We start from the raw sequence: 23714 nt of genomic DNA, 5'->3' as shown, positions 1-23714 counted from the left end.
CCTGGTTCAATCGGTTTAGTAGGGAATTTCGTCTTTTACGTCTTCATCTTGGGCTAAACGGTTTTGGTAGCGTTGATAACGCTCACACGATTTGCGGTTGCTTTCGATGAGTTGTTCTAGGTTTTTGCCCAGTTTGAGGTGGGCATATTCTAGGAGTTGTTTGAGGCTGTACTTGCGATTGTCAGGTGTTCCAAAGGTTTTAGCGAAGTTTTGTTTGTACTCTTTCCAGTCAAACTTTTCTTTGCTGCCAGCCTTGGCAATGCGTCCGACTTCTTCACGGATTGCGTAGTAAACTTGACGATACAACCGTTCGGCATGGTCGGATACTTCATAGCCTAGTGCTGAATCGTCTATCACGTTGTTCTTCACGGATTTGTTGATGCTTACAATGTTGCTGTTTTCAGTTACTTGAGTCATGATTCAATTCCTCGTTAATTCCACCCTACGCGAGAGCTTTTTTGTTGCTTTTTGTTTCTTTCTAGTTCTGAATAATTCTTTTTCTTCGCTTAATCTTGCCCTGAATTATTCATTGAGTTGTGCTATCTTTTCATCGTCTTTCCTAGACTTTCGCTGACTCCGGCGTTTTCGGGCCAGTCGCACAGAATCGCACCGGGGCAGTTCGTGGCGATCGCATCACTTGCCGCATCGATGGGCAGCGCTGGCAGGTAAACGCTCAGATGCTGTTGGGTGCCGAACTGGTGCAGTTTGGACAGGCATTCTTGGAAGGCGATTCTCCTTGGGAGACGCCCAGCGATCGCTCCACTTCCTGCATCATCGCCCAAAGCCAGATGAGCCAGGAACAACGGCGGATTCTCCAGGATTTGAATCAGTTGCAGTTTGCCCGGGGTGAATGCATCACGGTGCTGACAATATTTGTGATAGGCGTTAGGGAATGCTTGGGCAATCGTGCGAGGATAGTGGTCATCGATGGGAACGCCAATGATGCCGGTGTAGATATCGCAATCCAATCGCGCTTGAATCTGCAACACCGGCGGATTCTCGAACAATTGCACCAGAGGCTGACAACGACGGCGCAAGACTAACGGGCCATCACTCACTAAAGTCTGCCAGATATGAGCCGTCAAAAGCTGGGACTCTTCTTCGTCTTGGAACTGGTCAAACTGCTGGGCATATTCAATTAATGCTTGATGGTCTCGCACATACTTGAGCCACAGGGCAATCTGGTACTGCTCTCCCCAGTCGAGATGGCCCGGTTCATGGCAAATTGGCAACGTCCAATCGCCCAAGCGCCAACCAATATGCAGCAACCCTAAATTTGCCCAGTCTTTCGACTCTAGGGCGTTGTGCGGGGTTTTGCCGTTGCCAAACAGTTTGGCGCGATGGTAATGGTTGGCGATGCTGTCAATCCGACCCAACGAGCGCACGAGGCAATGTTGACTCGAAAAGCGTCGGTCTCCTCGATGATGACATTGCAAGATTTTGTGTCCGGCGCGTTCAACCCAGGGTGCGTCAATCAGTTTCATTGCTTTTCCTCAATGACTTCACCCCGGGCGAACGCCTATACATTAAATTGCTAATTGTTGACTCGTTATTCTAACCGAACTAGGAAGCTGGGTTTTTTGCAGGTCAGGGCCGATTCGCGCTCGGCATACTCGGCTTGGAGTTGGCGGCCTGCGTCAGTTTGGGAGAGTTCGTCACGTTTGGCTTGCAGAGTAGCGATCGCCGCCTCGATGGACTGGAGGGCATCGGCGTTGTGGTACTGAGCCTTGCGCTGTTCGAGGGCGATCGCTTCGGCGAGGCTTTCGAGGTCTTGGTCATCGCTAGGTTTGGGCTTGACGGTGCGAAATTGGAGGCTGATGCTGCAAGGATACTCGCCCGTGCTTTGGTAGACTTTGCGTTTGCCGTTGACCGTTTCTCCGTTACAGAGCACGTCAAAGGCTTGTTGGATGGCCTGGGGTTCAAGTTCTTGGATTTGCTGTTCTAGGATATACTTTTGCCAGCGGAGTTTGCCGTAAGTGTCGAGCAAGGATTCGGTCTGTTGAATGCGTTCAGTTGTCATGGTATTTGCCTTTTTAGTTTGTTGGATTGATTCAATTTGAGCGAGAGTTTTCTTAGTTAAACTGGGTAATTTTTCATGCCCAATTTGTCCTAAAATGTCAAGTAATCGTCGGGTTTTGGCGGTGTTTGGTTGAGGCGAGTTGGGTCAATCTGAGGCTGGATTGCTTGGATTCGTTGATAGTTTTGTTCGTTCCAGAGGCCATCGGATAAGCCCGAATGAAACAGGTAATTGAGTCCTTCTAGCAGATTCGGATCCCACTGCATTCGCTCCCATTCTTCCGCCGTCCATTCTTGGGTGATGTCGTAGTCCATGTTCGATTCTTCCAAGACTTTTTTCTTGTAGGAATAGGCTTCGGCAAATCCATCGGCTCGGTCGTAGAGTTCTTTCGAGATAAAGATGTCGCCACCCAAATCCGCCTGGATGTGGTCTTCAATCGATAACTGGTATTGTTGAGCCATTTTTGCCCAGGTTAGGACACATTCAACCATCACCCAGTTTTGAGCTTGCCGTCCTAGTTCGTTTAGTTTTCGGTTGGGTTTGGTGCTACCAATGGGTATGCGATAACGGGGTTTGCGAGTTGGAGTATTTGCGCTAGTTTTTGCTTGTGGTTTCATCGCTTTTTTTCGATAATTTTACCCACCGCGATAGCTTCAATTTTTCAATTGTTTTTTCCTTTTTATCTAACGTAAAATGGGAAGGATGCCAATTAATACGGGCATCCCCCAAATAATCAAGTGACAAAGGAACCTACTCAACGATTAATGCTTCCAAGTCGAGGATTCGTTCTAAGGCCCGATAATGAGCTTGGAGGATTTTAAGTTGCGGGATATCGCACAAATCTTCAGCCATAAGCCAGCGTTCGTGCAAAGAGTCACGCGCCTTGACGCAGTAGTACCATTTCGGCTGATACCGTAACGTATCCAGCGGTAACGGCCAACGGGCATAGTCGAGTTTGATGCCGGTGACTTCGACGACATCCCATTGGGTCGGAGGCTGGTTGGTACGGATGGCGACGGGCTGGCTGACCTGAAATTCTAAGCTCGGAAATTCGTATTCGTCATCCAGGTTAATCTTAAAACCAAATTCGTTCATAACCGTTCCTCTATTGTTTCACTAACCGCGAATGCTTGTTCAATTTTTGCTTGTTCTTGCTCTTTGAGTCCCCAAACTTTCAACTCCCACGGACAGGTTGTGCGACTTCCCCGACGTAATTGGGCATAACTGGCGAGTTTATTTTCTCGTATTTGCGTTTGATATTTTTGTGCGTTATTCTTGTAGTAAAAGCCCAAGTTAGTGGTCCAGTTCCATTCCACATTGTCACCATTTAAGCGATAGTTGCAGAAGACTAGCCGAGGGGAAATAACGCGCTCATAAAACTGGCAATAGCGAGGGGAAGGTGCAGCTAGAGCGCAGAGGTCAGATTTGGCTAGAAACACCGGAGCCAAACCCAAATCCTCACCGAACATCACCCGCAAACTATGGCGCAGTGGTTCGATATGCTGGATATCACCATACTGCGGATAGCGTTGGAGTTCGCGGGCAACATGGGGAGCGGCTGCGGCACGTTCGGGCGCAACATAATTTAGGTAGTTGTCCAGCGATGTAAAACCAATCCGTTGCCGAGAACAGTCGCGTCGGAGCCAACGTTTAATTTGGCGCGCCAATAACTGGACACAAAAATAGTGTATTTCGTTGTCACAAAAGCCGGGGATTAGCCGAGAAGAAGCTCGTTGTTGCATGATATTCTATCGATTACTTCACTCGGACGCGAAAGCCTAAACGATTGCATTGACTATCACGATAACCAAAATTCCAGTTAACCATTGCCCTAACAAAATTGTCAGCAACTAACGCGATTGTGTATGATTCATCTAGTTTTTTCCAACGACTTCACCCTGCGCCGGTGACCGCTTTTTTGCGCGTGTGGTTTATCGTGGTTTTGCAGCGTTGGATTGCAGATGGGACACAGTTGCGGATGGTTATGTCGCCGCTTGAGTTGGCGTTCCAGACTGCGGGTTCCGTTTTTCCAGACTCGCACGCACTCAAACTCAATTCCTTGTTCGGCAAAGGCAGCAGTTAGTTTGGCTCCTTTCCCTTGGGCGTGGTCTTGCAGTCGTTGGCTTAAGTTGCGCGTATAACCGAGATAATGCTGGGCCATTCCGTTGGCTTGTTGTGGGTTGCCAATCGGTCGGTCGTAATGCAGCAGATAGACAAAAGACATGGGACAGACCTCGAATGAATCTGCCCCATGCGGAAGCTAGTGAGATTGTTGCCAATGTGCGATGGCAGGCAAAAGCCAGAACGCGACTAGGATGAACGAGAATTCGAGCATGAGAGTTACTCCAATGTTTTCACCCTCTGCGAACGCTCTTTTGTTTGTTTTTTCTCTTTTCTTCTTTTCTTTTCCTAAAGTTTGCGCCGTTCTCGTTCTACCTGGTCAATCCAGTCGCACAAGGACTCTAGCTGCCTCGGGTCGTCGGAGCGCTCAAACCGTTGAATTTCGTTGGTATGCGGGTCATGCAACAGATATTCCGACGAACGGCACTCCATCGCCCAATCTCGATAGAGCTTGTCGCCCCGGTTCGGATCCATCAGCGCAAAACTGGCAAGCAACCAAGGCGGGCAACTTTCCCAGGTGCGGTAAGCGGAGCCATGCCGTAGGCTATCGGCGCAGTCGCGTTCGAGGTCGTTAGCGTAGGCGATCGCTTCGGCTTCCGAGTCAAAGCTCAAGCAACACCAGCCCAACGCATCCAGACTGTCCCAGACCAGCAACCGATAGCGTCCGTCAGCTAACGGATTGACCTGATAACGCCAAGATTGAGCCGTTTGATTGCTTTGCATCTGATTCTCCTTACTGTGGGCTGTAGCGGTCCAATTCTATTCTAGCGTAGTAGCCCAGTACGCTCACCCTCCCCAGCCAACTGCATATTGGAGACGAAGGGAACGATTGAATATCTGTTCAGCACAACAGAAACTTTTCGACCAATTTGGGTTTAAACTGCAAACCTTTACAGTTTATAGCGAGTCAAACCCAAAGGGATAAAACTGAAAATCTTTACAGTTTAGTAAAAGTCTAATCGCCGGTTGAAGGTAAGCAATTCGGTTGAGGGGTTGGTGTTGGACCGGCGATGTATGGGCTAGTTATCGGGCATGATGCAAATTGCAACTGCCTGGAGCAGCTTCTGCCAAACTATCTTGGGCAAGCCTTTTAACTGGCTGCTAATTTCGTCCACGCTCTTGTTGACGTGGATGAAAAAGCTATCGTTTCTTATGTCCGAAGCATTTTTGCTAATTAGCTGCCGCGTAAGTTCTAATCGTTGCTCCAACGAAAGTCCTTGAATTTGATTGACTATCTCTTCAACCTGAATTTGTTTAACCCCATAATGGTGGTTTTGGTCCATGACACCTGAGTTCTAAATCGACCCTCTAATTATGCCTACAATTAGGCTCTAAATTTCTGGCTTTTTGCAGGAGTTAAATCTTTCGCATCAAGATTGACAGCCAGCGACATGAGCAACATCGACTTTTGCTCTTGAGATAGCTCCGAAATAATCTGGTCTAGCGAGTCACTGCTAAAGAAAACGTTCCCGCTTACTTCTTGGCAAAATCGGTTCACAAACCCAGGACGCGCCCGCTCCGCTACCTCTAACAACTCTCCAAGGGTTTGGATGCTCGTGTTGGTCTTGCCTAAGCGAATCTCACTTATGTTATTGACGGACCGATTCGCCAGCTCTGCTAACTCACTTACCCCCAATTTCATGACTTCCATCGTAACTTTGAATTTTTCGGCTAGGTCCATACATTTTACAAAAGTTAATGAAAGTTAAATCTGATAGATGTAATCATGACATTAATTTACACCTATCAGATGTAAAAGCTAAATTTATTGGTGTCCTGATTATGACACAGACCGCGCATTTTTACTACGTCCAACACCGGGTGAAAGCCTCTGGGGAGCAAATTGAATCGGAGTGTCATGCCCGTTCAACGGAGGCATGGCGATGAATCAACCTCACCCCAACCAGCATTATCGGCTATCCATCGAAATGACCCGACGCGACTATGCCGACGGACTCATCACCGCAGCCGGTTTGCTTTACTACTGCGTCGGCGTCTTGCGCAAACGAGGCCAGCGCGTGGCGATGCCGGTCAAGGACTGGCTGGAACTCACCGGATTGCCGGAGAGAACGTTCTACAAAGCCAAGGCCAAATTAGTCAGCACCGGCAGGCTGGAGGAGCGTCTCACCGGCAGCGTTGAGTTGTGGATGTCCAGCCCTATCGCCGGAACTATCGAGCCACAATCTAGCCCCACGGTCCAAGATTGTCCACCCCTGCCCGAACGGTCAACGCAGACTGAGCGCCCAATCGTTCATGCTCTGGCCTGCCCAACTGTTCAAGCTTCTACCCAGTCAACTGTTCAGGCTGACTGCCCAATCGTTCTGGCCCCTACCTGCCCGACCGTTCCGAAGGACTGCCCAATCGTTCCGAAGGACTGCCCAAATGGGCAGGTGGACTGCCCAAATGGGCAGGTGGACTGCCCAATCGTTCCGAACCGAGCGCCAAAAGCCAGCACCAGCAAGCTGTTCAGCGATTCCCCAGATAATTCAAATAAATCAAATAAACCCACTCTAAAGAAGGTGGCGGGTGTGAAATCTGTTATCCACAAACCGCCCCCAGAGATTCCCGGGGACCTCAGACGCCAATTAGAGGAGTTAGGAATTCTGGATGGTAGCGCGAGGGATGCGGGGGTGTTGCGGGCGATCGCAGCGTGGGACATTAGCCGAGCGCAGGGGGCAGCGGCGCACGTCGAGCGTTCGTTTGAGTCTTGCTCTGACCCAAGGGGCTTGTTCTTGTACCAAATCCGTAAACAGCCGGTTGAGAAAAGTGGACCCATTCAGCCGGTGAGAACCGCAGCCGATTTCAAGTTGCCGATCGCCGCACTCAAGCAGAGGTATCCGCCAGGGGTCTGGCAGGAGGCAGCGTTGGCCTATGGATATAGCAAGGAGGAGATAGCAAATGCCGATGAATATGGAGGAAACCATGCAGCCGAATAACGATGAATTTGCCTTAGTTTTCAAGCGGATGGACCCGCAAGATTGCTTTTACAGTCCTCGGGCAAATTCAATATTAAATCGCTATCCAGGCTGGGCGATTGCATTTGTGGAATTGCCCAGCAGCTACACCGAAAAGATTTACCTCGTCCGCAACCGCTTAGGAGAGACTTGCTGGGTCGATAGCCGTTGCGTGTGGTTTCGAGGGGATTGTGCTGAGTTCAACTCGTTCATCGGTCGGAACTTTGATTGGAGTCAAATCGAACGTTTGAAACAGTTGCCGATTGATTACAAATTAGCCAACATTTGTTTACCGGAGGAATTTTAAGATGGTGCCATTCAAATCAGGCGATTGGGTTGAGTGTCCTTGGGGCATTGCGTTAGTCTCCGAAGTCCGGGGCGAAATGGTTGAGGTGATGACAGGGGACGGAATTCGTTCAGTCAAATCGAGCATTGTCCAAATCGCCCAACCCAGGCAAGTCCAGACCAGTTGGGGACCATTCGAGTATAACTATGACTGTCAGGTCTGGGTTCCCATGAAGCGCAAAGACCGCATTTATGACGAAGGTCGCGAGTATTTAGTGCTGCTAGAAGATGCCGAGGAATCCTTGGTGATTCCTTATGGCAAACTGCCCAAGAATGCGGATGGTTCGGCTCCCGTACCCGGTGAATCTTCCTACAAGCCGTTCTGGATACCAACCGCTAAATCACCCGATAAATCCAAGATAAAATCCAAGTTTAAGCTCAAACAAAAAGTCGTTTATAATAGGGCAAAATTAACGGGAACTATCGTCAAATTATTCCAGAAAAAATGCTGGATTCAACCGACAAATACCAGCGAACCCGAGGACATCCTCAAAGGCGTTCCGTTAGATGAACTCGAACTGTATTCGAGTGAACCTGGACCGCTTGAAATTGCTCTGGCTCAGTTGTCCACGTCCAAAAACTCTAAGCCCTTGCAGGTTGAGTCGAAGCCGAAAAAAGCTCGTTTGCCAGTTGAGCCCGAGTTGGAGCCAGCCCGTCGAGGCGATCGCATTGGGCAACCTGTTCGCATTGAGCAAGGCGAGCGCACCCAACAAAGCGATCGCACTGAAGAACCCACTCGCACTGAAGAACCCACTCGCACTGAAGAACCCACTCGCACTGAAGAACCTGAAACCTTTTGGCTCCCGATAGAAGCGATTATGGAACGACCCGAATTCCAGCCCCGGGGACAACAGCAGCAACATGAGAAAGGCATCGATGCGGATATGGTGGCGCAGTATTACGATTTGCTGGAATACTCGGAACCTCCACCGCTTGAGGTCTGGTTCGGTCAATGCCCTGGGGACAACGACGAGCAATATTACTTGGTCTCGGGGCATCACCGGATTCGGGCCTTGCGTAAAGCCGGACGGGAACGGGTGGAATGCTTCCAAGAAGCGCGGTCTTATGAAGAGGCCGTCTTCCAGTCGTCCGTTTCTAATGCAGGGGATGGTCGTCAACGCCAACTGCTGAAGATGAGTACAGAAGAATGGGCGCAAGCCTGCAAGAATTTCTTGCGGGTTGCGGACAAACTGCCCGCCGATGCGATTGCCAAGTTTCTGGAGCGCGCCAAGCAAATCACCGGGAAAAACACCTGGCCCAAATTGAACGATTCGGCAATTGGCGAGGTGTTCAGGGTGAGTCGGGTTAGTGTGGCGAACTACCGCAAAGAAATTGAGATAGAGCGCGAAGTCGAAAATTTCCCCCCAGGAACGCGGGTGTTGCTCGTTGAATTCCAGCAGGAACGCTTTCTGCTCGAAAACCGCGAACACCGCCTCGGCATCGTCGAAAAGTGCGATAAACGGCGGGGCCTCTACGTTCGGTTTGATTCGTGCCGCTGCGAGGATGGATTCCATCTGCCCAAGGATTTGCTGGTGGTCGATGACCCAGTGTTTGAACCGAAACTGCCCCAACTCGGCGATCGCTTATGGTCAAATCAAGGCGCGGGTGTAGTGGTCGCTATCGAACCCGATGGTTTTGTTTGGTCTAGCTTGTATAATATTTCGCGTAACACGCCTCTAGTCTGCTTCGAGTCAGGGGAGCATCAAGTGTTGACGAGCTTTGACAACGATGGACCAGGTGAGCCACTTTCGCTCGAACAACGACTTAACCGGCTGCGGCAGTTTGCCACGGATAATCCGCTCACTCAGCAAATCATCCGCCAACAGATTGCTCACCTGGAATCTAGTCTAAACCGTAAACCGTTGCAGGTTAAAAACTCGCCACAAAACGAGCAACACCAGCGCAAAGCGTTGATGGGCCGTGTCACCCCCGCCGGTGATGATGCAGAGTTGCCCGATGTAGCTGGAGTCTACGGCAAACAGCCCGAGAATCCGGCTACCACTGCGGTAGGGGTGTTTGAGCGTCCGGTTCCAGTCCGTAATCTGGACCAAGCGCAACTACAAGCGCGACGGTCCGGGGCGTTGAATGCGATCGTCAATCTCAAGCTCGATTTGCCCATGCTGGAGGATTCGGAAATCAAAGCAATCGTCAAAGCAGCTAAGGCAGAACTGACGAGGCGTCACCGTCCTAGTCAAGAGGGCGATGGGGAAAGCCGACGGGGCAATTTCCAGTCCGTTGCCAGTTGAAGTTTGTGGGGGCAGTTTGTCCCCTATATTCGTGTAGTTTCAGGAGTGTATAACGTATGACAGGTATCGTAATCTTTAACAAGGATGGGACGTTGGTGGAGCCGGTGAGTGGTGCTAACGTACAACATCCTCGTGACCAGAAGATTCGGGCGGGGGCGGATAAAGCCGTGCAAAGTCTGCATGAACGCGGCTATCAGTTGGCGATGGCTTACAATCAAGAAGCAATTGAGGCGGGCTACAAGACGATTGAGGATGCACTTGCCGAATGCCGGTATGCCCTAGAGTTGTTTCCCCAAATTGAGTTTGGGATGTTCTGCCCGTCTTATCAAGGCTTCACCTGCTGCATGGTTTGGCCGGACAAAGCCGCTGAGATTCGTCCCGAGGATGAGGTCGAGGAGTCGTTCCGTAAACCGGACCCGGGAATGCTCGTCTTGATTCATCGCTATTTCGACAAACCCCCATTGAGTGATTGCTGGATGATTGGCGATCGCTTTGAAGATGAACAAGCGGCAGAGGCGCTGGGCTGCAACTTTATGGCGGGGGATATTCTTCGGTCCCGGTACTTGCCAGGATGGAGCGATTTGAGTGTCAGTGTTGACGAGCTTGGACTTGTGGACCCGGATATCAAAGCAATCTATCGGGTTTAAGCCCAACGCAAAAACCCCGCCGATAAAGCGGGGTCACTGGATTAACTCGACTTCGTTAGTTGCGATCGGCCATCAACTCAATAACAGCGGATTGCCAGTGAATCTGAGCGCCACTCCATTGGTCGTTGGTTGCCAAATAAACCTGACCATATTCGTGACCGGCTTCGGTGAGTTGCCAGATGGGCTTTTTTCCCAGAGCGATCGCGATACTGGAGTCCGAGGGCTTCGAGCTTGGCGTTGACTTGTCGAGCGGATAGGGGTGGTTTCTCACCGGGTCAGAATATTGTTTCCATAATGTCCGTCAATTGCCAGCATAATACGATTGATAACTTCGCCAATGTTGAAATGGGCTAGGTCTGGATTGAACCGGATGAATTGACACTGTAATTCATTGATAATAGCTGTTTCTCGTTTTTGCTCTTTGACCAAACTTAAATGTTGGTGACCATTTTCATCGCATTCTACGGCAATCTTTTCAGAGGGAAAGTACAAATCTATCTTGTAACCTAAGACGCTAAACTGCGAAATCGGGCTTAAATGAGCGAATGCTGCTTTGATTATGCTCAAACAATCCATTTCTCGTGTTGTAACCATTACCTCAATACCTAAAATAGTAGCCAGTTTTTTAGCGTTGGGTTTGTAGGAGGTGGATACTAGCCTTTTGAGTCCTTTTTTGTTGATAGTTAGGAGTTTCTGCTTTCCTCTAGTTGTCGTCACTAATGCTAGATCCTTTTCATCATCATCCAGACGAGACAAAGCATGGCTGACATTGTTAAGTCCCAACACCTTGCAGACATCCCGAGCAATCCACTCAGGCTCCTCCGCCGTCCCCACACAGCGGACCTCATGGCCCTCGAACGCAAAAACTGCTAGATTATTCATGTTGACTGCTCGATAAAGTTAACCGGCTCCTGGATGTTCGTAGCATCGCAGGAGCATTATCTTTAGTTTAACTGTCATATTATCTAGCGTCAACCCTCTAGCGGAAATTTGAGGGTTAGGGCTTCTAGTAGGGTTTCGACGAGGGGCATAGCTTCATCAGGCAATTCCCCGATTAGCTCCACTGCTCTGACTTTCGAGTGTTTGATATACAACCGCTTACCCCGTCCGCTCGGGGGTCGTCCTCCAGGATGTTTGGTCATGATTCCTCGTTAATTACTCTGCCATATTATCTTGCCATATTTCCCGGCAGTTTGGCAGTGGCAGGGGTAGGGCTGGCCTACGAAAATAACCGAAAAAAAATCAACTTTTATCAACCTAGCCCCACCCGAACGAAAACCTATCAACGAGTTTTAAACTAGAGCTATAACCTGTTTACGAGTCGAGTCATGGCAAAACCGAAGGGAGGCAGAGGCAAGAAAGCGCCTTACACAACTAAGCAGATGCGGGTTCCGGTGCCGCTGGAATCGAATCGTGATTGAACTATGCGGTAAGCGCAGCTATGCCGCAGGCAATCGCTACCGTGAATTTATCGAAGCTGGGGGCAATCCCGAAGAACCGCCATCGATGCTGAAGTCGAGAACGCGAAAAGCCCTGGGGGCATCGCTGCGCTTACCGCAATTAATTGCAGAATTCGCTCCCCTGGCGTTCGAGGCGATCAGGATAACGGGGGAAGATTGGGCAATTCGGCTGGATGAGTTTTTGGCGGAACTGTCCGAGGCGATTGCCTGCGGCATAGCTCCGCTTACCGCAATCATCAAGCAGCAGAATGAACCCGAACCCAAACCCGAGCCTGAACCCGAGCCTGAACCCGAACCCAAACCCGAGCCAGTCCCCGAACCCACTCAACCGCGCTCCAAACACGAAAAAATCTGGGATGAATTGAACGAGCGGCAGCAGACCTATCTCAAGCAGATTTTCGAGATTGACCAGAACCGGGAAGCCGGTGAGCGTGGTGCTTGGAATAGCGGCTGTCGTCCCAGACCCGCAAGCGAATGGCGATGGATTGAGTATTTGGAGCTATTCGGAAACTCATCCCAACTCAGGCAGAAACTAAAAGCGGCGGATGTGGTTGACCCAGGAACAGGCAGCACATTCAAGGCACTCGCCAAGAGCAAGCTGATTGAAATTGACTACTGCTATCCAGTGAAAGACTGGTTTAATTGCAAGCTGACTCGGTTGGGTCGTGCCGTGGTTCGTGCTGGATTGGGCGTTCAGTCGGAGAAAAAGTTGCCCGCAAGGACGCTCCGGGATTATCAGTGGAAAGCGTTGGTGAGCGCGTGGAATGGCGGGAATGACGGGTTGACAGCAGCCGGGGAACGCTCAGGAGACTACGGCGGGCACAGTTGGCGGCATTGTTGGGTACGACTACGCAATTGGAATGAGCGTTATGGCAAGAATGGGCTGGTTCAGGAGTTTCACAAAAACTGGAAATCCTGCCTCGGCATCACCGAAGAAGGACGCAGATTCTATCGAGAAAACTGGCAGAAATATCGGGAGCTTTATCCCGAGGTGGAAGCGCCTGAACCTGATTGAATCGGCTGCCTTTGAGTTAGAATTCACCTTCTAATTTTGAGTGTTTGGTTTTTTGGTTGTTGGCAGTTCGTTAACTTTCAAACTCCGATTAAGTTCTGACAACATTCTAGGGGGTCCAATATCTTCCAGTTGATAGCCATGCGGGTAACTTCTGATTTGACTCTCCGTGAAAAAGTCAGGGTTGCGTCTGGGTGGAAGCCACTGGGAAACCCAACTGCGCCACTTTAGGCCATTTGCGACTAAGTTGCGGATAACTTGTGGAGGACTAGACCAACCGAACGCCGTCAGCATTGACTCATCAAACAACGCTAAAACATAAGGCTTCAATAGGGAACGAGTTGGAGACGGAAACCAACTTAGAAATAAATTGACCGTTGATTCTCCCACCGACCGATTACTATCCGAGTAGGTAAAGTGTTTTTGTTCGTAATCGCGGTTGAATTGAGCAAATTCCTCATAATTGGTGGGGATGTTCTGGATGTGCATCTTTTGACCCACCGCTTGCCAAAAATAGAAAATAGCCAACTTTTCCGTTTCACTAAACAATCGCCAGCCAAAACGCTCATTCCACCGAATCGGTTCGTAGATAAAGCTCGAAAGAACGTAGAGAAAATCTTCGTTGCTGATAGGAAAATGTCCATGAATCGCATTCATCCGCCGAATGGAGGCTTGACCCTGTTCACTCTCGTGACCCCATTTGAACAGGAGAGCCACCAGTAAACCCGTGTCATCGTAGCGTTTTTGGGTATGCTGATAGAACTCGCCGGTGCGGTCGAGGAGTTGGGAAATGCTCGGGACGCAGTAGGTTTTGAGCAGGGCTAGTTCAAGAGCGCGGGTAACATCCCAAGGAAATTCATACCCCATCAAAAGGTGACAAATCTGGCAATGGTCGGCTACCGGGTCGAGTTGTTGAATCTGACGAAAGCGCTCATAACGAAAGTCAAGCCAGGACATAGGATAAGGATGGGTCAAACACTAGAGTTTATCTATCTTATACCCGTTTCCTCAAGATGAGCGACAGATGCGGCGCTAACTCCAGCTTTATCAGGGCGGTTCGAGGCTGCTGGGTAGGAGGCTGTTTTGACTCGGTTGCCCTTGGATACCGCCAAGTGGAAGCGCCTGAACCTGAGTGAATTGGCTAGTTTCTATGAGGCGATCGCACTGAATCACCAGCCAACCAAAAGCCCCGGCTGTTTATGACCAGGGCTTGAAAACGAGATTGAGTGGCGTGGCACTTCTTGGAAATGGCAGAACATTCAACGAGGATTATTCGTCAATTGAGTTCGTAAAAGAAAAGCTAATTTCGGCATGGTCGCCGCCACCGCTTTCTGTGTTACGCAGATTGACACCGTGATGGGCCGGACGGCCTCCTTTAGGTACCGTAAAAGTGACGACTTTCTCATCCTCTAAATCGTCAGTATTCTCCGAAGTTCCTTCAAACAGCTTGGCATTGCCTTCGATTTGGACTTCTCCTGTGCCAACAACTCGGGCGGTCAGTCCGACCTCAACGCGACACTCGCCACCCCAGCGCACATGAGGAATATCTAACGCGACTGCGGGCTGGTTTTCGCTCAGGACCATCGTCACGGTATGCGAACGGTGGACCTTTTCGTTTGAACCCCAGGTTTCATCGTCGGTTCCGTTGATAATCACTGTCCCGGATAATCTTCGAGCCATAATTTTCCTTCCTGTATCTTACTGCCAGCATCATTCTGTTGGGCTAAAATTTATCCGGGAAAACACGCAAGTAAATTTCAAAACTTACGTCAAAGTCGGGTGAGTATCCGAAAAAATACTTAGTTATTCTCGGAACGGGAGGGAAGCGATCGCTTGTAGCCTAGCGGTTGAGTAGTTGGTAATTGTTGGGAGCTTCGACACATCACGTTATTCCGCCGATTCTTGTTGGGCTTTAACCGGGCGGGGTTTGGGCTTCGCTTGGGCAGGTTTGGACTTTGACTTAGAGGGGGTGGCCTTTGCCTTAGAAGGGGTAGCGTTCTTTCTTTTCTCCTTTTGGACGGTGGCTTTATCGTCGTTAGATGCCTTGAAAAACTTAGGTGCTTTTTCGAGCGGTGGCGCGAGTAATGCCACAAACTCAAACCCGTTTTTCTCCGGGATAAACTTCGCTTTGAGTTGCAGAAACAGTGGACGACCTTGCTCCTCTTTTTCGAGTTTAGGGTTGAACCGGAATGGCTTGAACGGTGAATCTTTCCATATCAAAGGCACATGGGTCGCTTTCATGAAATTGACCTTTTTTTTAGCCGCAATTGCTTCGTCTAATTTCTTTAAATTCTGGTGGATGGCTTCGTCAAAATTGCGGAACACCGAAATGACCGGAACCCGACAAACTGGGATAAACTGCCACAACCCAGACAACTTAAACTCAAAATCTTCTAGCTGCATGGAGATGGCGGACGATGCCGGGTCTTTCTCAAATCCCACCAACTGAAAAGCAAGCTGATGGGGCTGGTCCTGCTTCGGGAAGTGCATCACCTTTGGATAAACAATCAACCGTTGAGTGCTTACTCCCGACTGTTTTATCTCCAGTTTTAAGGCGACCATTGCGGACATCAACCGGGGCTTGAACAAGAGTGGATATTCCTTACCCCCCACCGTCACTTTTGACATGATACTCCCCTCCTCAAAGCTAACCTCGCCGGGGAGGATGCCAACGGCTTGAAAAAATGCGCTCTTATGTTCGGGTTCGGGTTCGGGTTCAGTTGTTTCGGCAGTTTCTAATTTGGCAGATACTTCAATTGTTTCTGTAGTTTCTAATTTGGCAGGCGCTTCAGTTGTTTTTGTAGTTTCTAATTTGGCTGGTGTGGGTTCTATTTGGGCTTTATCGCTCATTGTTCAGGCGGGTTTTTCTTTGCTAGTATGATAACTAAAATTGCCCGGTTGAGTTCAGAATCCCCGAAGTTGTTCGGGTTGGGTGTCGAGTCAGTCGCCTCCGTTGGGAAGCAACCGAAAAAACCTCAACGGCTACTCCACTGCAACGAGCTTTTAAAACTCCAGCTTTTGTACGGCTGCGCGCTTAGTCTCCTCGCCCCTGCGGTCATAGCGGGCCGTGGTTCCGATATTGCTATGTCCGGCCAACTGCTGGACTGTCGCGATATCCACCCCTTTATCCAACAGGTTCGAGATAAACGTGCGTCTAAAATCATGGGCACAGAACGGTTCCAACCCAGCCACCTTGCCCCATTCTTGCAACCGCAATGCGATCGCCTCACTGGTAATTCGTTTGGGAACAATCTCGCCCCACCATTGACAGTGGTAAAACAAGGGTCCGGCCCTACGTCCGCGCAAGCTCACCCAGTTTTCCAGCAACTCTAGGCTACCGGGTCGCAGGTAGGTTTGGCGGTACTTTTTGCCTTTGCCTTGTCGCACCAGCAGGCCGCGCGTTTCCCAAACGCAATCCTGGTAGTCCAGGGCCACCACTTCTGCGCGTCGCAATCCAGCACAGAAGCAGGCGACTGCGGCTGCATCCCGAACGCCAATGGTTGTCTCTGATTCGAGGCAAACCCGCACCAGGGCTTGAATTTCGTCCGGCTGCAACAACCGACCCCGCAGAGGAGCGTCCCCGCGAATCCGGTCAATGGAAACGGCATCCTCATAATCATCGGCATCTATCAACCGCAACTTCCGTGCTGCTTTGAGCACTTGCTTGATTGCTGTCAACTTTAAATTCCCCGTTGATGGCGGGTGAATTTCGAGCAAGATTGCGCGCAGGGCTGCCGTGTGTTCGTAGCGCAACTTAGACCAGTCCAACGTCAGGCGATCGCACTGACCGGCACTCAAAACTCTGGCGCACCAATTGAGGTTGTGGGTCATGGTGCGGCGGCTGTTTTCCGAAAGCTGGCTGAGATAGACCGCAGCGGGATGGCGGGTGAGCGGCAATGGCTCAAGTAACGCCAACGGGTGCGGATGTTCAACAGATTCTACTAATAAACTCATGGAGCCGCTCTCCCGAACGACTGGGGCTATTCTGATGGTCGCATGAAGGAGGGGCTTTTGGCGAAACTGCCACACTCAGGTAAAGAGGTATTTCCACAAGTCTGACCGGCGCAAACCTGTCCAATAGACAATTCCAACGAATTCATAGTCATGCTTTAAATGGGTTGGAAATGGCACGCAATTCGAGGGCAAATCAGCGGCTATGATGGGAGAGCAAAGCACGACTACAGCACACTCGAAGCATGACACCGCCAACGAAACGGATTGTGGGTTATTTGCCGGTGGAATACCATAACCGGCTCCGTCAATATATGGAAGAACACAACCTAGGCGAGAGTGCGGCGTTAGTGCAAATTCTGCGCGAGTTTTTTGACGGGTCCCAGAAGAATCCCGAACTCGACGCACTCAAGTCCGAACTGGTCCAGTTGCAACAGCGGATGGCGGTGGTCGAGGCGGTCTTGCGTGCGGGGGGCAGAGGCGGCAGCAGACGTAGCTCCATGCCGGTGATGTCTGAACCGATTAAGCCGAAAGCGTTGACTACGGCAGAACTCGCTCAACGATTGAAAGTGACAGCCCAGGAAGTTGACGAAGCAGTGCTCAAAGGGGTCGAGGAATTCAAGAAGTGGAGCCGTAGCCATGACCCGGCTTTGATTCGCTGGGAGAAACGGGGTGCGTTGTTCCATCAAGTTGAGCGCTGAAAGAAGGTGTCTTGTTGTCGTGATAAAATTTTAGTCATGGGCTAGATTCCCACCCACTCGGATGTCATTCATCTGGATAAGGGCCATTGTTGGCCGTTATGGATACGAGTTAGAGGGCGACGTTGGAACCCGGTTAGTCTGGGTCAAGCGAATCGCCTTTTGACTTGCCCCCAACTGAAAGATTTTGCCGGTTATCGAATAGCGGTGTCTAGTCAAATCGCAGGCTGACTCGCTTGGCGTCATCACGGTTGCCTCTGGACCCATCGGGCCAAACTGAAATGGTTTACAGTTTCTCAGGCGAGTGGGGCGAATGGGGCGAGTTTCGTTACAGCATTTTTTTCGGACTCAGTGGAGCCATTGTCAATCCTGGGACTAGGTGAACACAAGTCGGCATATTTATAAGGAATAGCTTTGACACAGGACTTGTGTTCACCCCACAAAAGCATTGTCCTGTCTGGTAAGGAGCGATTTCGGTAAGTTAGCCGCCTCAGAATGAGGTGGAATCGCCCAAGAATGCAACAGCGACAAAGTTGGTTCCCCTTAGTGGGCAATAGGTCTCGTTGGCAGTTGACCGATCGCCTCAAACACACCAAGCCATTTTTTCCCTCGCAAATAGGACCCCTCTATTTGTGAACCGGGGCCATAAGAATCAGGGCTATTCTAGCGTCCGTATGACCCCTAGTTCTAAGTTCTAGCAACCGATACGATTAAGTTGCATTTACTGGGAAATTTCTATATCATGATTCGTCAAAATCGTTTTAAATAAATCAATAGTTTCTGCATTGGGAAATGCTCTCTTGGGAAGCACATAATGGACGTTAGTGATATGCAACATGACAAATAGGGAATTGGATTCAGCCACTTTTTTGATTGTTTTCCAGGCATATTCTGCTTTACCCACGGGACTGGTGTAGATAAAAAGGTCGTCATTTATTAAGAGTTGAACAGGTTCTGCTAAATAGGGGTATTCTTTATAAATTCGCTTGGCAACGACTCCAAACTGAACCTTGGGCATTAGGAAAAAGCCCGCTATTCCCAAATAGGTGGATAGGATTAATAATCCGAGTTTCATATAAATGATTGCCACCGGGAAACTTACTATCGCAATGATGAACGATATTATGCCGAGTATTTTATAAAAAAAGTAAATACGCATGAGGCGAAAAACTTTGTAAGCAATTATCAACCCCTCCTTAAATTCGGTTTGAGACAATCTGTATTCAAGAGAGATATTCATGGGTTTGTATTTCTTTAACTAATATTTGATAAGTGAACGTCCTGCTGTAACGACCTCAATGCCCGAATAATACAACCGCCACCAAATTGGTCCTTCTAAGTAGGTGAGCAGTCTCGGTCGGATTGACCAGTCGCCTCGAAAAAAAAGCGACTCTTTTCGGGGGATAGGACCCTTCTATTTTGGGTCAAAGCCGGTTGGTACTCCTGCCGTGAAAGTGCTCGTGATTTCAGATGGTGGTGATGGGGCGGATGAACTCGGGTTTCAGCGGAGGCATGGCAAAATCTTACCCAAAAAAAGGGCTAGTCTTTCCATTGGACCCAGGTGAACACAAGTCACCTTATTTATAGCAAAACCCGATTTGACCAGACTTGTGTTCACCTGGGCAAAGTCTTACCCAGTCAGGTAAAGAGCGATTTGACTAGAGGAGGACGAGGGGAATGGGCAAGCGATAGCCTACGGCATAGCTGGTGCTTACCGCAACATCGGCCAAAGTTTCCTCCGGCTCAGGCGACTGGCTTGGTGGCCGAATGGGCGATCGCTTCTAGCAGGAGCATGATTCCACTCCATCCCACCTAAGCCCCATGCTGAAACTGGAGGGGTCTGGTTTTGGTGGCGATTGGCCCTAGGAAGCCGAACTGATTGGCGAGTAATTTATCTGGGTGGAACTGGAACTGGAGGTCTTGTTTTGGAAGGCGATCGGCACTGAGGACTAGAGTCGCACTGGTTTGCAGCGTCCCATTTACCCTCGAATAATCTCGCTCAATCTGCCTGCTGCTCGGCTTGGAGCGCCTCCAGCAACTCTTCATCGGAGTAAGATTTTTCCCACTCACCCTCTAGCTGAATCCGTACCGACTTGGCCCCACCATCCGGAGTGCAAACGACCCAATAAGTATCGCTAGTTCCTTTCACTTGGGCCGCCTCCCGGTTTTCTGGCTCATCTGAAAGACCCGCATAAGCCTGAACACAACTCCAGGTGATTCCCTTGGCGTCCGTAACTTCTCTCGTCATTTTGCCACTCCTCATGGTTGCTCTTAGTTTATGCCCCTTCGGTTTTTCATGCCTCTATCTCAGTATTGATTTAGGAGTGATTCGGCAAGATTTCCCTAAGATTGGTTTATGCGCTCTCATCCGAATTTATGCGATCGCCTGTGAACCAAACTGTCCAGGGAATCAGCTATCTATCGCATGGGATCAGGCTAATGCTGAGGAGCCACTATCGTATGGAGCCTATGTCCCTAGAAGTAGCTTAGAGCTTTACGTTGGGCATCATCCTTAAATATGCTTGCCGATGTCCGGATAATGTAAATGTCTTTTGTATGAGTGGATCACATTTATTTTATAGCTACGAATAATATGTCCCTAAGTAAGGCTTGGAAAAAGGCAGTGGGTGCAGGTGAAAATTTTATAAAAGGGGTAGGTAGCACGGTCGGTTTGGCCCTGCCCGTCGATATCCTCGCTCAAACAATCAGCAACAATGGGATACTCCCTTTTGATATGGGAAGAATTCCTTCAATTGGTTCATTTATCCCGAAAATATCTGTCCCCAATCCTTTTAAATTTATCAAAGAAGTGGTCGAATCAATCGCCAATGTTTTCAAGGGGTTGGCTGATGGTGTACTCAATAAATTAGACTATGTTATTACCAAAGCAGCAGACCAACTCAAGAATGCTGGAATAGCTGTGGCTAATAAGTTTGAAGAAGTTGCGAATAATATTATCACCAATGTAGGAGAAACTTACAAAGAATTGCTGAATCAGACTCTAACTGAACTTCGCTCTTTCCTGAATGAGGCTTTAGAAGAAGCCAAAGCGTTGCTGCATGAGACTAACGTTTATGTAGAGGCTCGGATAAGTCAAGTTGCAGAAATTATTGCATCTAGCTTGAATAAAGTAGCTACAATAGCCGAGGATTACACCCCAGGCAAAATTAGAAGTGAGCTAGTTGCTCCAACTTTAGAAAAGATAGAAGAAATGCAAAAACAGTTATTCAAAGACATTAATAATGTTTTAGATAAGCTGATTAGTGAAGTCAACCAAAAGGCTGAAGCATTTAAAAGACGAACTAACTTGGTGGCTATCGTTAGCTCATCAATCGGGAGAGATACTTTAAAAATTATGGGTTTAGGAGTGGGGGACCTACAACTTTCAGACTGGAATTATTACCAATTCCAAAAAGCCTACTTACAACAAGTAATCGAGCGAGACGGGCAAGTAACTATTAAAGAAAGATTAGCAGTTTATGACGAAATGCAAGAAAATGCCGCTATTATGAAGTTCCTCAATATAGTTGCTACACCGGGTCAAAATGAATTTTTCGCACAAGAATGGTTAGAACATGGCTTGCTCCGGCAGGAAACTGAAAAATTCCTAGGTGTTGCCACTAACATCACTTCAGGGGAAAGACCCTCTATTATAGACCGATTGATTCAGAGAGCCTTGACTATTTAATCGGAGATTTTAAATGATTTTAACGCGATATTTCCGAACTTCATTCTTTCCCCTTGCTTTGGCTTTTAGCCTAGTGGGGGTAACGAGTTGTGGACCATTCAGGAAACCTCAACTGTCTGAGATTAAAACTTGTGAACAATTAAATGTCGAAGGCTTTTGTCAAGAAGACTCACCAGTGTTTGACAATAAAAACCAGCCATTATTTGTTAGTGCTAATTTGAAAAATGCTTCAAGTAATACCCTAGTTACTGTCGATTGGAAATACTTGCCCAATACTGGTCCGGTAGCGGGACAAGAAATTCCGCTGACCCAAGAAACAATCAAGCCTAAAGGAAGTGATAACTTTGTCGTGTCATCAATTTCTAGTCCAGCGAGAGGATGGCAACCGGGAAACTATCAAGTAATTCTTACTCTACCTAATGTAGCAAACTCCGAACCTACCATTAAAGAGTTTACCATTAATCCTTAGTTTCATAGGACTCATACTCTGGGTACTGTTTTCAGTTTTCTGGAACGCCGCACAGCGTTGGCGCAGCCTGCGCGAAGCGCTTAACTATGCCTACTTGCGATCGCCACTAACAACCTGCAACCCGTTTTAGTTTCTAGCCCATGTCACGCTCAGGGTCGAATCCCTAGATGGCAACAGCCAGAGAATCGGGCGTGGATGTGAATGGCTTCGCAGAAATGGTCCAGGTTGAAAGCGATTCTCCTTCGCAGAGACTGGGCGATCGTCGCGGGTCATGCGGCAGAGTTTTTCTCCAAAGTGTCGCCTCCGACAGTTTAGCCGGGTGATGATTCCTAAACTGTGGGCATTGATAGTTATCAGGTTGAAAACCAGGCGATCGCCTACTCCACCCGCCGCAGTTGCCCACCGACAAATTGCCAGCCGTCCGGTGTCCAGTTTTCCTCGGGCGCATCGTGATAGGGATTGGTGATGGGAGCTTCAATGTTCACGGTTTCCCCCAGTCCGAGGAAATCTTGAAACTGTCGGGTTTCTGAGTTAGGGTCTGGGTCATGGTCCAAGCAAGTTTCTTGCGATGGCCCCGATGAATGAACGGTACAAAAGAGGGCGTAATGGTGGGAGTGATATCGGCAGGAGTTGCATTCTGGTTTGAGCATGGGTGGCGGCAAGCTGGTGTGATTCAATTTTTGCATACCCCATAACTACAAGAACGCTAACCGTTGTCCGATTAAGCGCCGGTGAAAATATGGCAAAGTAACTGGACCACGGTGCGATCGCATCCTCAATGGAAACGTTCGAGTATTCCGCCGCTGAAGATAATGAGGAATGAGACTCTAGTGAGTCGAAACAGCTTTATGCCGGTGTCAATAGACATCTCCAACAACTGCCGGTCATTCCCGTGGGTTTTTGCATTTCATTCTTTTAATGTAAAATTACTTTTTATTTATTTCTTGGTAGGATATTTCCGGATTTTGGCTGGTTCTTGTTGATACTCTCTTTGTCTTCAAGCTGTTCATTTTCTTCTTTTTGCTTGATTTTTAAATCTTCTTGTTCACGCTTAAACTCTTGTTCCAAAAGTTCTTTTTCTTTGGGTGGCAAGGCTTTAAAGTTTGGTTGTGATTCTCTTAAAACTTTTTTCTGAGTCAGTAATGCCATTTCTTCTTGATGTTGTTCTTTCAAATTTTCTTTTTCGAGATTAATTTCTGCCTGTGAATTTACCTTAATTTCCTCATTTTTCTTGTTAGATTTTTCTGGTGTAGGGAATCTCTGAATATGTGATTCAGATTTCATAACAGCCCCTGAATTATTACCGGCTTGCTGAACGACATGAGTCAACTCATGAGCCAACAACTCTTGTCCTCCAGCACTACTCGGATTGTATTCGCCTTTCTTAAAGAAAATGTGCTGTCCTGTCGTAAAAGCACGAGCGCTGATAGACCGACTTAACATATCTGAACTAGCATCGGTATGAACACGCACGCCGCCAAAATCTGCACCAAACGCACTCTCCATTTTGGGACGAGTGGCATTATCTAGTGGAGACCCGCCACCTTTAGCGCGGCTGATGGAGGATTCCAAGTCAGGGGTTGCTTCTTCTTTTCGACGTTGTATTGATCGTGTGGGAAAAGACAGCTTGGGTTGAATGGAGAGCGTGGGACTCTGACGCTGCACGGTTTCACTTGCTCCCGACCCAGATGAGTTGACTTGCTGCACAACTTTTCGGGCAACGGTGTCAGCTTCTTGCTCATACTTGTCACCCGGTGCGCCAATGGTTAACTTAGGTTGAATCGTTGGCGGTACTGAAAAATCAACGTAGCTGAGGCGGTTAGATTGAGACTGAGTTTTTGCTTTGGCCTGAACTTCTGGAGTCTGCGAGGATGCGGATTTAGGTGCCGCAAACGGACGCGATTGAAACATTCCAGTTTTAGGAGCTGGTTTAAAGTTTGTCGGTTGATTCCGTTGGATTTTGGACCGTAATGCCATAGTGTTGACCTGATTTATTCGATTTTGCTTTAGAGCTTCATTTTATCTGGCTAAAATCTATTTAGTAAATTCTCCGAACGTCGCGGTTGATTTGCCTTGAAAAATAAAAATACTATCCCTTAGTTAATT

The 23714-nt window shown here is 48.7% G+C and carries 32 protein-coding genes; 11 read left to right on the top strand and 21 right to left on the bottom strand.

Going from position 1 to position 23714, the window contains the following annotated elements; all coding sequences use genetic code 11:
* Window positions 1-15 precede the first annotated feature (15 nt).
* The 10 genes from NG796_RS16935 to NG796_RS16890 form a co-directional block, all read right to left on the bottom strand.
* Window positions 16-357 carry a hypothetical protein gene (locus NG796_RS16935; RefSeq protein WP_261208030.1) on the bottom strand — a complete coding sequence of 114 codons (342 nt, stop codon included), beginning with the start codon at window positions 355-357 and terminating at the stop codon, window positions 16-18.
* A 182-nt stretch (window positions 358-539) separates the two neighbouring features.
* Window positions 540-1484 carry a hypothetical protein gene (locus NG796_RS16930; RefSeq protein WP_261208029.1) on the bottom strand — a complete coding sequence of 315 codons (945 nt, stop codon included), beginning with the start codon at window positions 1482-1484 and terminating at the stop codon, window positions 540-542.
* A gap of 65 nt (window positions 1485-1549) precedes the next feature.
* On the bottom strand, window positions 1550-2020 hold the full coding sequence (locus NG796_RS16925) for a hypothetical protein (protein WP_261208028.1): 471 nt from the start codon (window positions 2018-2020) through the stop codon (window positions 1550-1552).
* An 89-nt stretch (window positions 2021-2109) separates the two neighbouring features.
* Window positions 2110-2634, bottom strand: a complete 525-nt coding sequence (locus tag NG796_RS16920; RefSeq protein ID WP_261208027.1) for a hypothetical protein — start codon at window positions 2632-2634, stop codon at window positions 2110-2112.
* 133 nt (window positions 2635-2767) lie between these two features.
* Window positions 2768-3112: a hypothetical protein gene (locus NG796_RS16915; RefSeq protein ID WP_261208026.1), complete on the bottom strand. Its 345-nt coding sequence runs from the start codon at window positions 3110-3112 to the stop codon at window positions 2768-2770.
* Window positions 3109-3759 carry a hypothetical protein gene (locus tag NG796_RS16910; RefSeq protein ID WP_261208025.1) on the bottom strand — a complete coding sequence of 217 codons (651 nt, stop codon included), beginning with the start codon at window positions 3757-3759 and terminating at the stop codon, window positions 3109-3111. Before NG796_RS16910 ends, NG796_RS16915 begins: the two co-directional genes overlap by 4 nt.
* 128 nt (window positions 3760-3887) lie before the next feature.
* Entirely contained in the window at window positions 3888-4241 is a 354-nt protein-coding gene (locus NG796_RS16905) for a GIY-YIG nuclease family protein (RefSeq protein WP_261208024.1), read from the bottom strand.
* 185 nt (window positions 4242-4426) lie between these two features.
* On the bottom strand, window positions 4427-4861 hold the full coding sequence (locus NG796_RS16900; protein WP_261208023.1) for a hypothetical protein: 435 nt from the start codon (window positions 4859-4861) through the stop codon (window positions 4427-4429).
* 296 nt (window positions 4862-5157) lie between these two features.
* Window positions 5158-5421 (bottom strand): hypothetical protein, encoded by a 264-nt coding sequence (locus NG796_RS16895; RefSeq protein ID WP_261208021.1) that lies wholly within the window; start codon window positions 5419-5421, stop codon window positions 5158-5160.
* A gap of 41 nt (window positions 5422-5462) precedes the next feature.
* On the bottom strand, window positions 5463-5819 hold the full coding sequence (locus NG796_RS16890; RefSeq protein WP_261208020.1) for a hypothetical protein: 357 nt from the start codon (window positions 5817-5819) through the stop codon (window positions 5463-5465).
* A 177-nt stretch (window positions 5820-5996) separates the two neighbouring features.
* Between NG796_RS16890 and NG796_RS16885 the strand changes: the two genes are divergently transcribed.
* From NG796_RS16885 to NG796_RS16865, 5 genes are all read left to right on the top strand, one after another.
* Complete coding sequence (locus NG796_RS16885) at window positions 5997-6278, top strand: hypothetical protein (protein ID WP_261208019.1); 282 nt, start codon at window positions 5997-5999, stop codon at window positions 6276-6278.
* 388 nt (window positions 6279-6666) lie between these two features.
* On the top strand, window positions 6667-7074 hold the full coding sequence (locus NG796_RS16880) for a hypothetical protein (RefSeq protein ID WP_261208018.1): 408 nt from the start codon (window positions 6667-6669) through the stop codon (window positions 7072-7074).
* Window positions 7037-7399, top strand: a complete 363-nt coding sequence (locus tag NG796_RS16875) for a hypothetical protein (protein ID WP_261208017.1) — start codon at window positions 7037-7039, stop codon at window positions 7397-7399. The genes NG796_RS16880 and NG796_RS16875 overlap by 38 nt, the downstream gene beginning before the upstream one ends.
* Window position 7400: 1 nt before the next feature.
* The gene (locus NG796_RS16870; protein WP_261208016.1) at window positions 7401-9683 is read left to right on the top strand and encodes a ParB/Srx family N-terminal domain-containing protein; all 2283 of its coding nucleotides are present in this window, start codon (window positions 7401-7403) and stop codon (window positions 9681-9683) included.
* Between the two features lie 56 nt (window positions 9684-9739).
* Window positions 9740-10330, top strand: a complete 591-nt coding sequence (locus NG796_RS16865; RefSeq protein ID WP_261208015.1) for an HAD-IIIA family hydrolase — start codon at window positions 9740-9742, stop codon at window positions 10328-10330.
* A gap of 55 nt (window positions 10331-10385) precedes the next feature.
* Here NG796_RS16865 and NG796_RS16860 read toward each other — a convergent pair whose 3' ends face one another.
* The 3 genes from NG796_RS16860 to NG796_RS16850 form a co-directional block, all read right to left on the bottom strand.
* Window positions 10386-10601 carry a hypothetical protein gene (locus NG796_RS16860; protein ID WP_261208014.1) on the bottom strand — a complete coding sequence of 72 codons (216 nt, stop codon included), beginning with the start codon at window positions 10599-10601 and terminating at the stop codon, window positions 10386-10388.
* On the bottom strand, window positions 10598-11212 hold the full coding sequence (locus NG796_RS16855; protein WP_261208013.1) for a Bro-N domain-containing protein: 615 nt from the start codon (window positions 11210-11212) through the stop codon (window positions 10598-10600). The genes NG796_RS16860 and NG796_RS16855 overlap by 4 nt, the downstream gene beginning before the upstream one ends.
* Window positions 11213-11301: 89 nt before the next feature.
* Complete coding sequence (locus NG796_RS16850; protein ID WP_261208012.1) at window positions 11302-11472, bottom strand: hypothetical protein; 171 nt, start codon at window positions 11470-11472, stop codon at window positions 11302-11304.
* Between the two features lie 271 nt (window positions 11473-11743).
* Between NG796_RS16850 and NG796_RS16845 the strand changes: the two genes are divergently transcribed.
* Complete coding sequence (locus NG796_RS16845; protein WP_261208010.1) at window positions 11744-12805, top strand: hypothetical protein; 1062 nt, start codon at window positions 11744-11746, stop codon at window positions 12803-12805.
* 30 nt (window positions 12806-12835) lie between these two features.
* Here NG796_RS16845 and NG796_RS16840 read toward each other — a convergent pair whose 3' ends face one another.
* The 4 genes from NG796_RS16840 to NG796_RS16825 form a co-directional block, all read right to left on the bottom strand.
* Window positions 12836-13759: an oxygenase MpaB family protein gene (locus NG796_RS16840; protein WP_261208008.1), complete on the bottom strand. Its 924-nt coding sequence runs from the start codon at window positions 13757-13759 to the stop codon at window positions 12836-12838.
* A 312-nt stretch (window positions 13760-14071) separates the two neighbouring features.
* The gene (locus NG796_RS16835) at window positions 14072-14482 is read right to left on the bottom strand and encodes a hypothetical protein (RefSeq protein ID WP_261208007.1); all 411 of its coding nucleotides are present in this window, start codon (window positions 14480-14482) and stop codon (window positions 14072-14074) included.
* A 207-nt stretch (window positions 14483-14689) separates the two neighbouring features.
* The gene (locus NG796_RS16830; protein WP_261208006.1) at window positions 14690-15652 is read right to left on the bottom strand and encodes a hypothetical protein; all 963 of its coding nucleotides are present in this window, start codon (window positions 15650-15652) and stop codon (window positions 14690-14692) included.
* A 153-nt stretch (window positions 15653-15805) separates the two neighbouring features.
* On the bottom strand, window positions 15806-16756 hold the full coding sequence (locus NG796_RS16825; protein ID WP_261208005.1) for a tyrosine-type recombinase/integrase: 951 nt from the start codon (window positions 16754-16756) through the stop codon (window positions 15806-15808).
* 242 nt (window positions 16757-16998) lie between these two features.
* Between NG796_RS16825 and NG796_RS16820 the strand changes: the two genes are divergently transcribed.
* Window positions 16999-17454: a hypothetical protein gene (locus NG796_RS16820; RefSeq protein WP_261208004.1), complete on the top strand. Its 456-nt coding sequence runs from the start codon at window positions 16999-17001 to the stop codon at window positions 17452-17454.
* Window positions 17455-18172: 718 nt separating this feature from the next.
* Here NG796_RS16820 and NG796_RS16815 read toward each other — a convergent pair.
* Window positions 18173-18541: a YcxB family protein gene (locus NG796_RS16815; protein WP_261208003.1), complete on the bottom strand. Its 369-nt coding sequence runs from the start codon at window positions 18539-18541 to the stop codon at window positions 18173-18175.
* 471 nt (window positions 18542-19012) lie between these two features.
* Between NG796_RS16815 and NG796_RS16810 the strand changes: the two genes are divergently transcribed.
* On the top strand, window positions 19013-19267 hold the full coding sequence (locus tag NG796_RS16810) for a hypothetical protein (protein ID WP_261208002.1): 255 nt from the start codon (window positions 19013-19015) through the stop codon (window positions 19265-19267).
* A gap of 183 nt (window positions 19268-19450) precedes the next feature.
* Here NG796_RS16810 and NG796_RS16805 read toward each other — a convergent pair whose 3' ends face one another.
* Window positions 19451-19699 carry a hypothetical protein gene (locus NG796_RS16805; protein WP_261208001.1) on the bottom strand — a complete coding sequence of 83 codons (249 nt, stop codon included), beginning with the start codon at window positions 19697-19699 and terminating at the stop codon, window positions 19451-19453.
* Between the two features lie 375 nt (window positions 19700-20074).
* On the opposite strand from NG796_RS16805, the gene NG796_RS16800 reads away from it, so the two are divergent.
* The 3 genes from NG796_RS16800 to NG796_RS16790 all read left to right on the top strand — a co-directional run bounded on the left by NG796_RS16800 (window position 20075) and on the right by NG796_RS16790 (window position 21931).
* On the top strand, window positions 20075-21139 hold the full coding sequence (locus NG796_RS16800; protein ID WP_261208000.1) for a hypothetical protein: 1065 nt from the start codon (window positions 20075-20077) through the stop codon (window positions 21137-21139).
* 13 nt (window positions 21140-21152) lie between these two features.
* On the top strand, window positions 21153-21608 hold the full coding sequence (locus tag NG796_RS16795) for a hypothetical protein (protein WP_261207999.1): 456 nt from the start codon (window positions 21153-21155) through the stop codon (window positions 21606-21608).
* A gap of 167 nt (window positions 21609-21775) precedes the next feature.
* Complete coding sequence (locus tag NG796_RS16790) at window positions 21776-21931, top strand: hypothetical protein (RefSeq protein WP_261207998.1); 156 nt, start codon at window positions 21776-21778, stop codon at window positions 21929-21931.
* A 54-nt stretch (window positions 21932-21985) separates the two neighbouring features.
* On the opposite strand, the gene NG796_RS16785 is transcribed toward NG796_RS16790, so the two are convergent.
* Complete coding sequence (locus NG796_RS16785) at window positions 21986-22294, bottom strand: hypothetical protein (RefSeq protein ID WP_261207997.1); 309 nt, start codon at window positions 22292-22294, stop codon at window positions 21986-21988.
* A gap of 247 nt (window positions 22295-22541) precedes the next feature.
* Window positions 22542-23585: a DUF4157 domain-containing protein gene (locus NG796_RS16780; protein ID WP_261207996.1), complete on the bottom strand. Its 1044-nt coding sequence runs from the start codon at window positions 23583-23585 to the stop codon at window positions 22542-22544.
* Window positions 23586-23714 lie beyond the last annotated feature (129 nt).

It is taken from the genome of Laspinema sp. D2d, from assembly GCF_025370755.1.
Taxonomy (GTDB): Bacteria; Cyanobacteriota; Cyanobacteriia; order Cyanobacteriales; family Laspinemataceae; genus Laspinema.
This window is presented reverse-complemented; position numbering and strand designations above follow the sequence as displayed.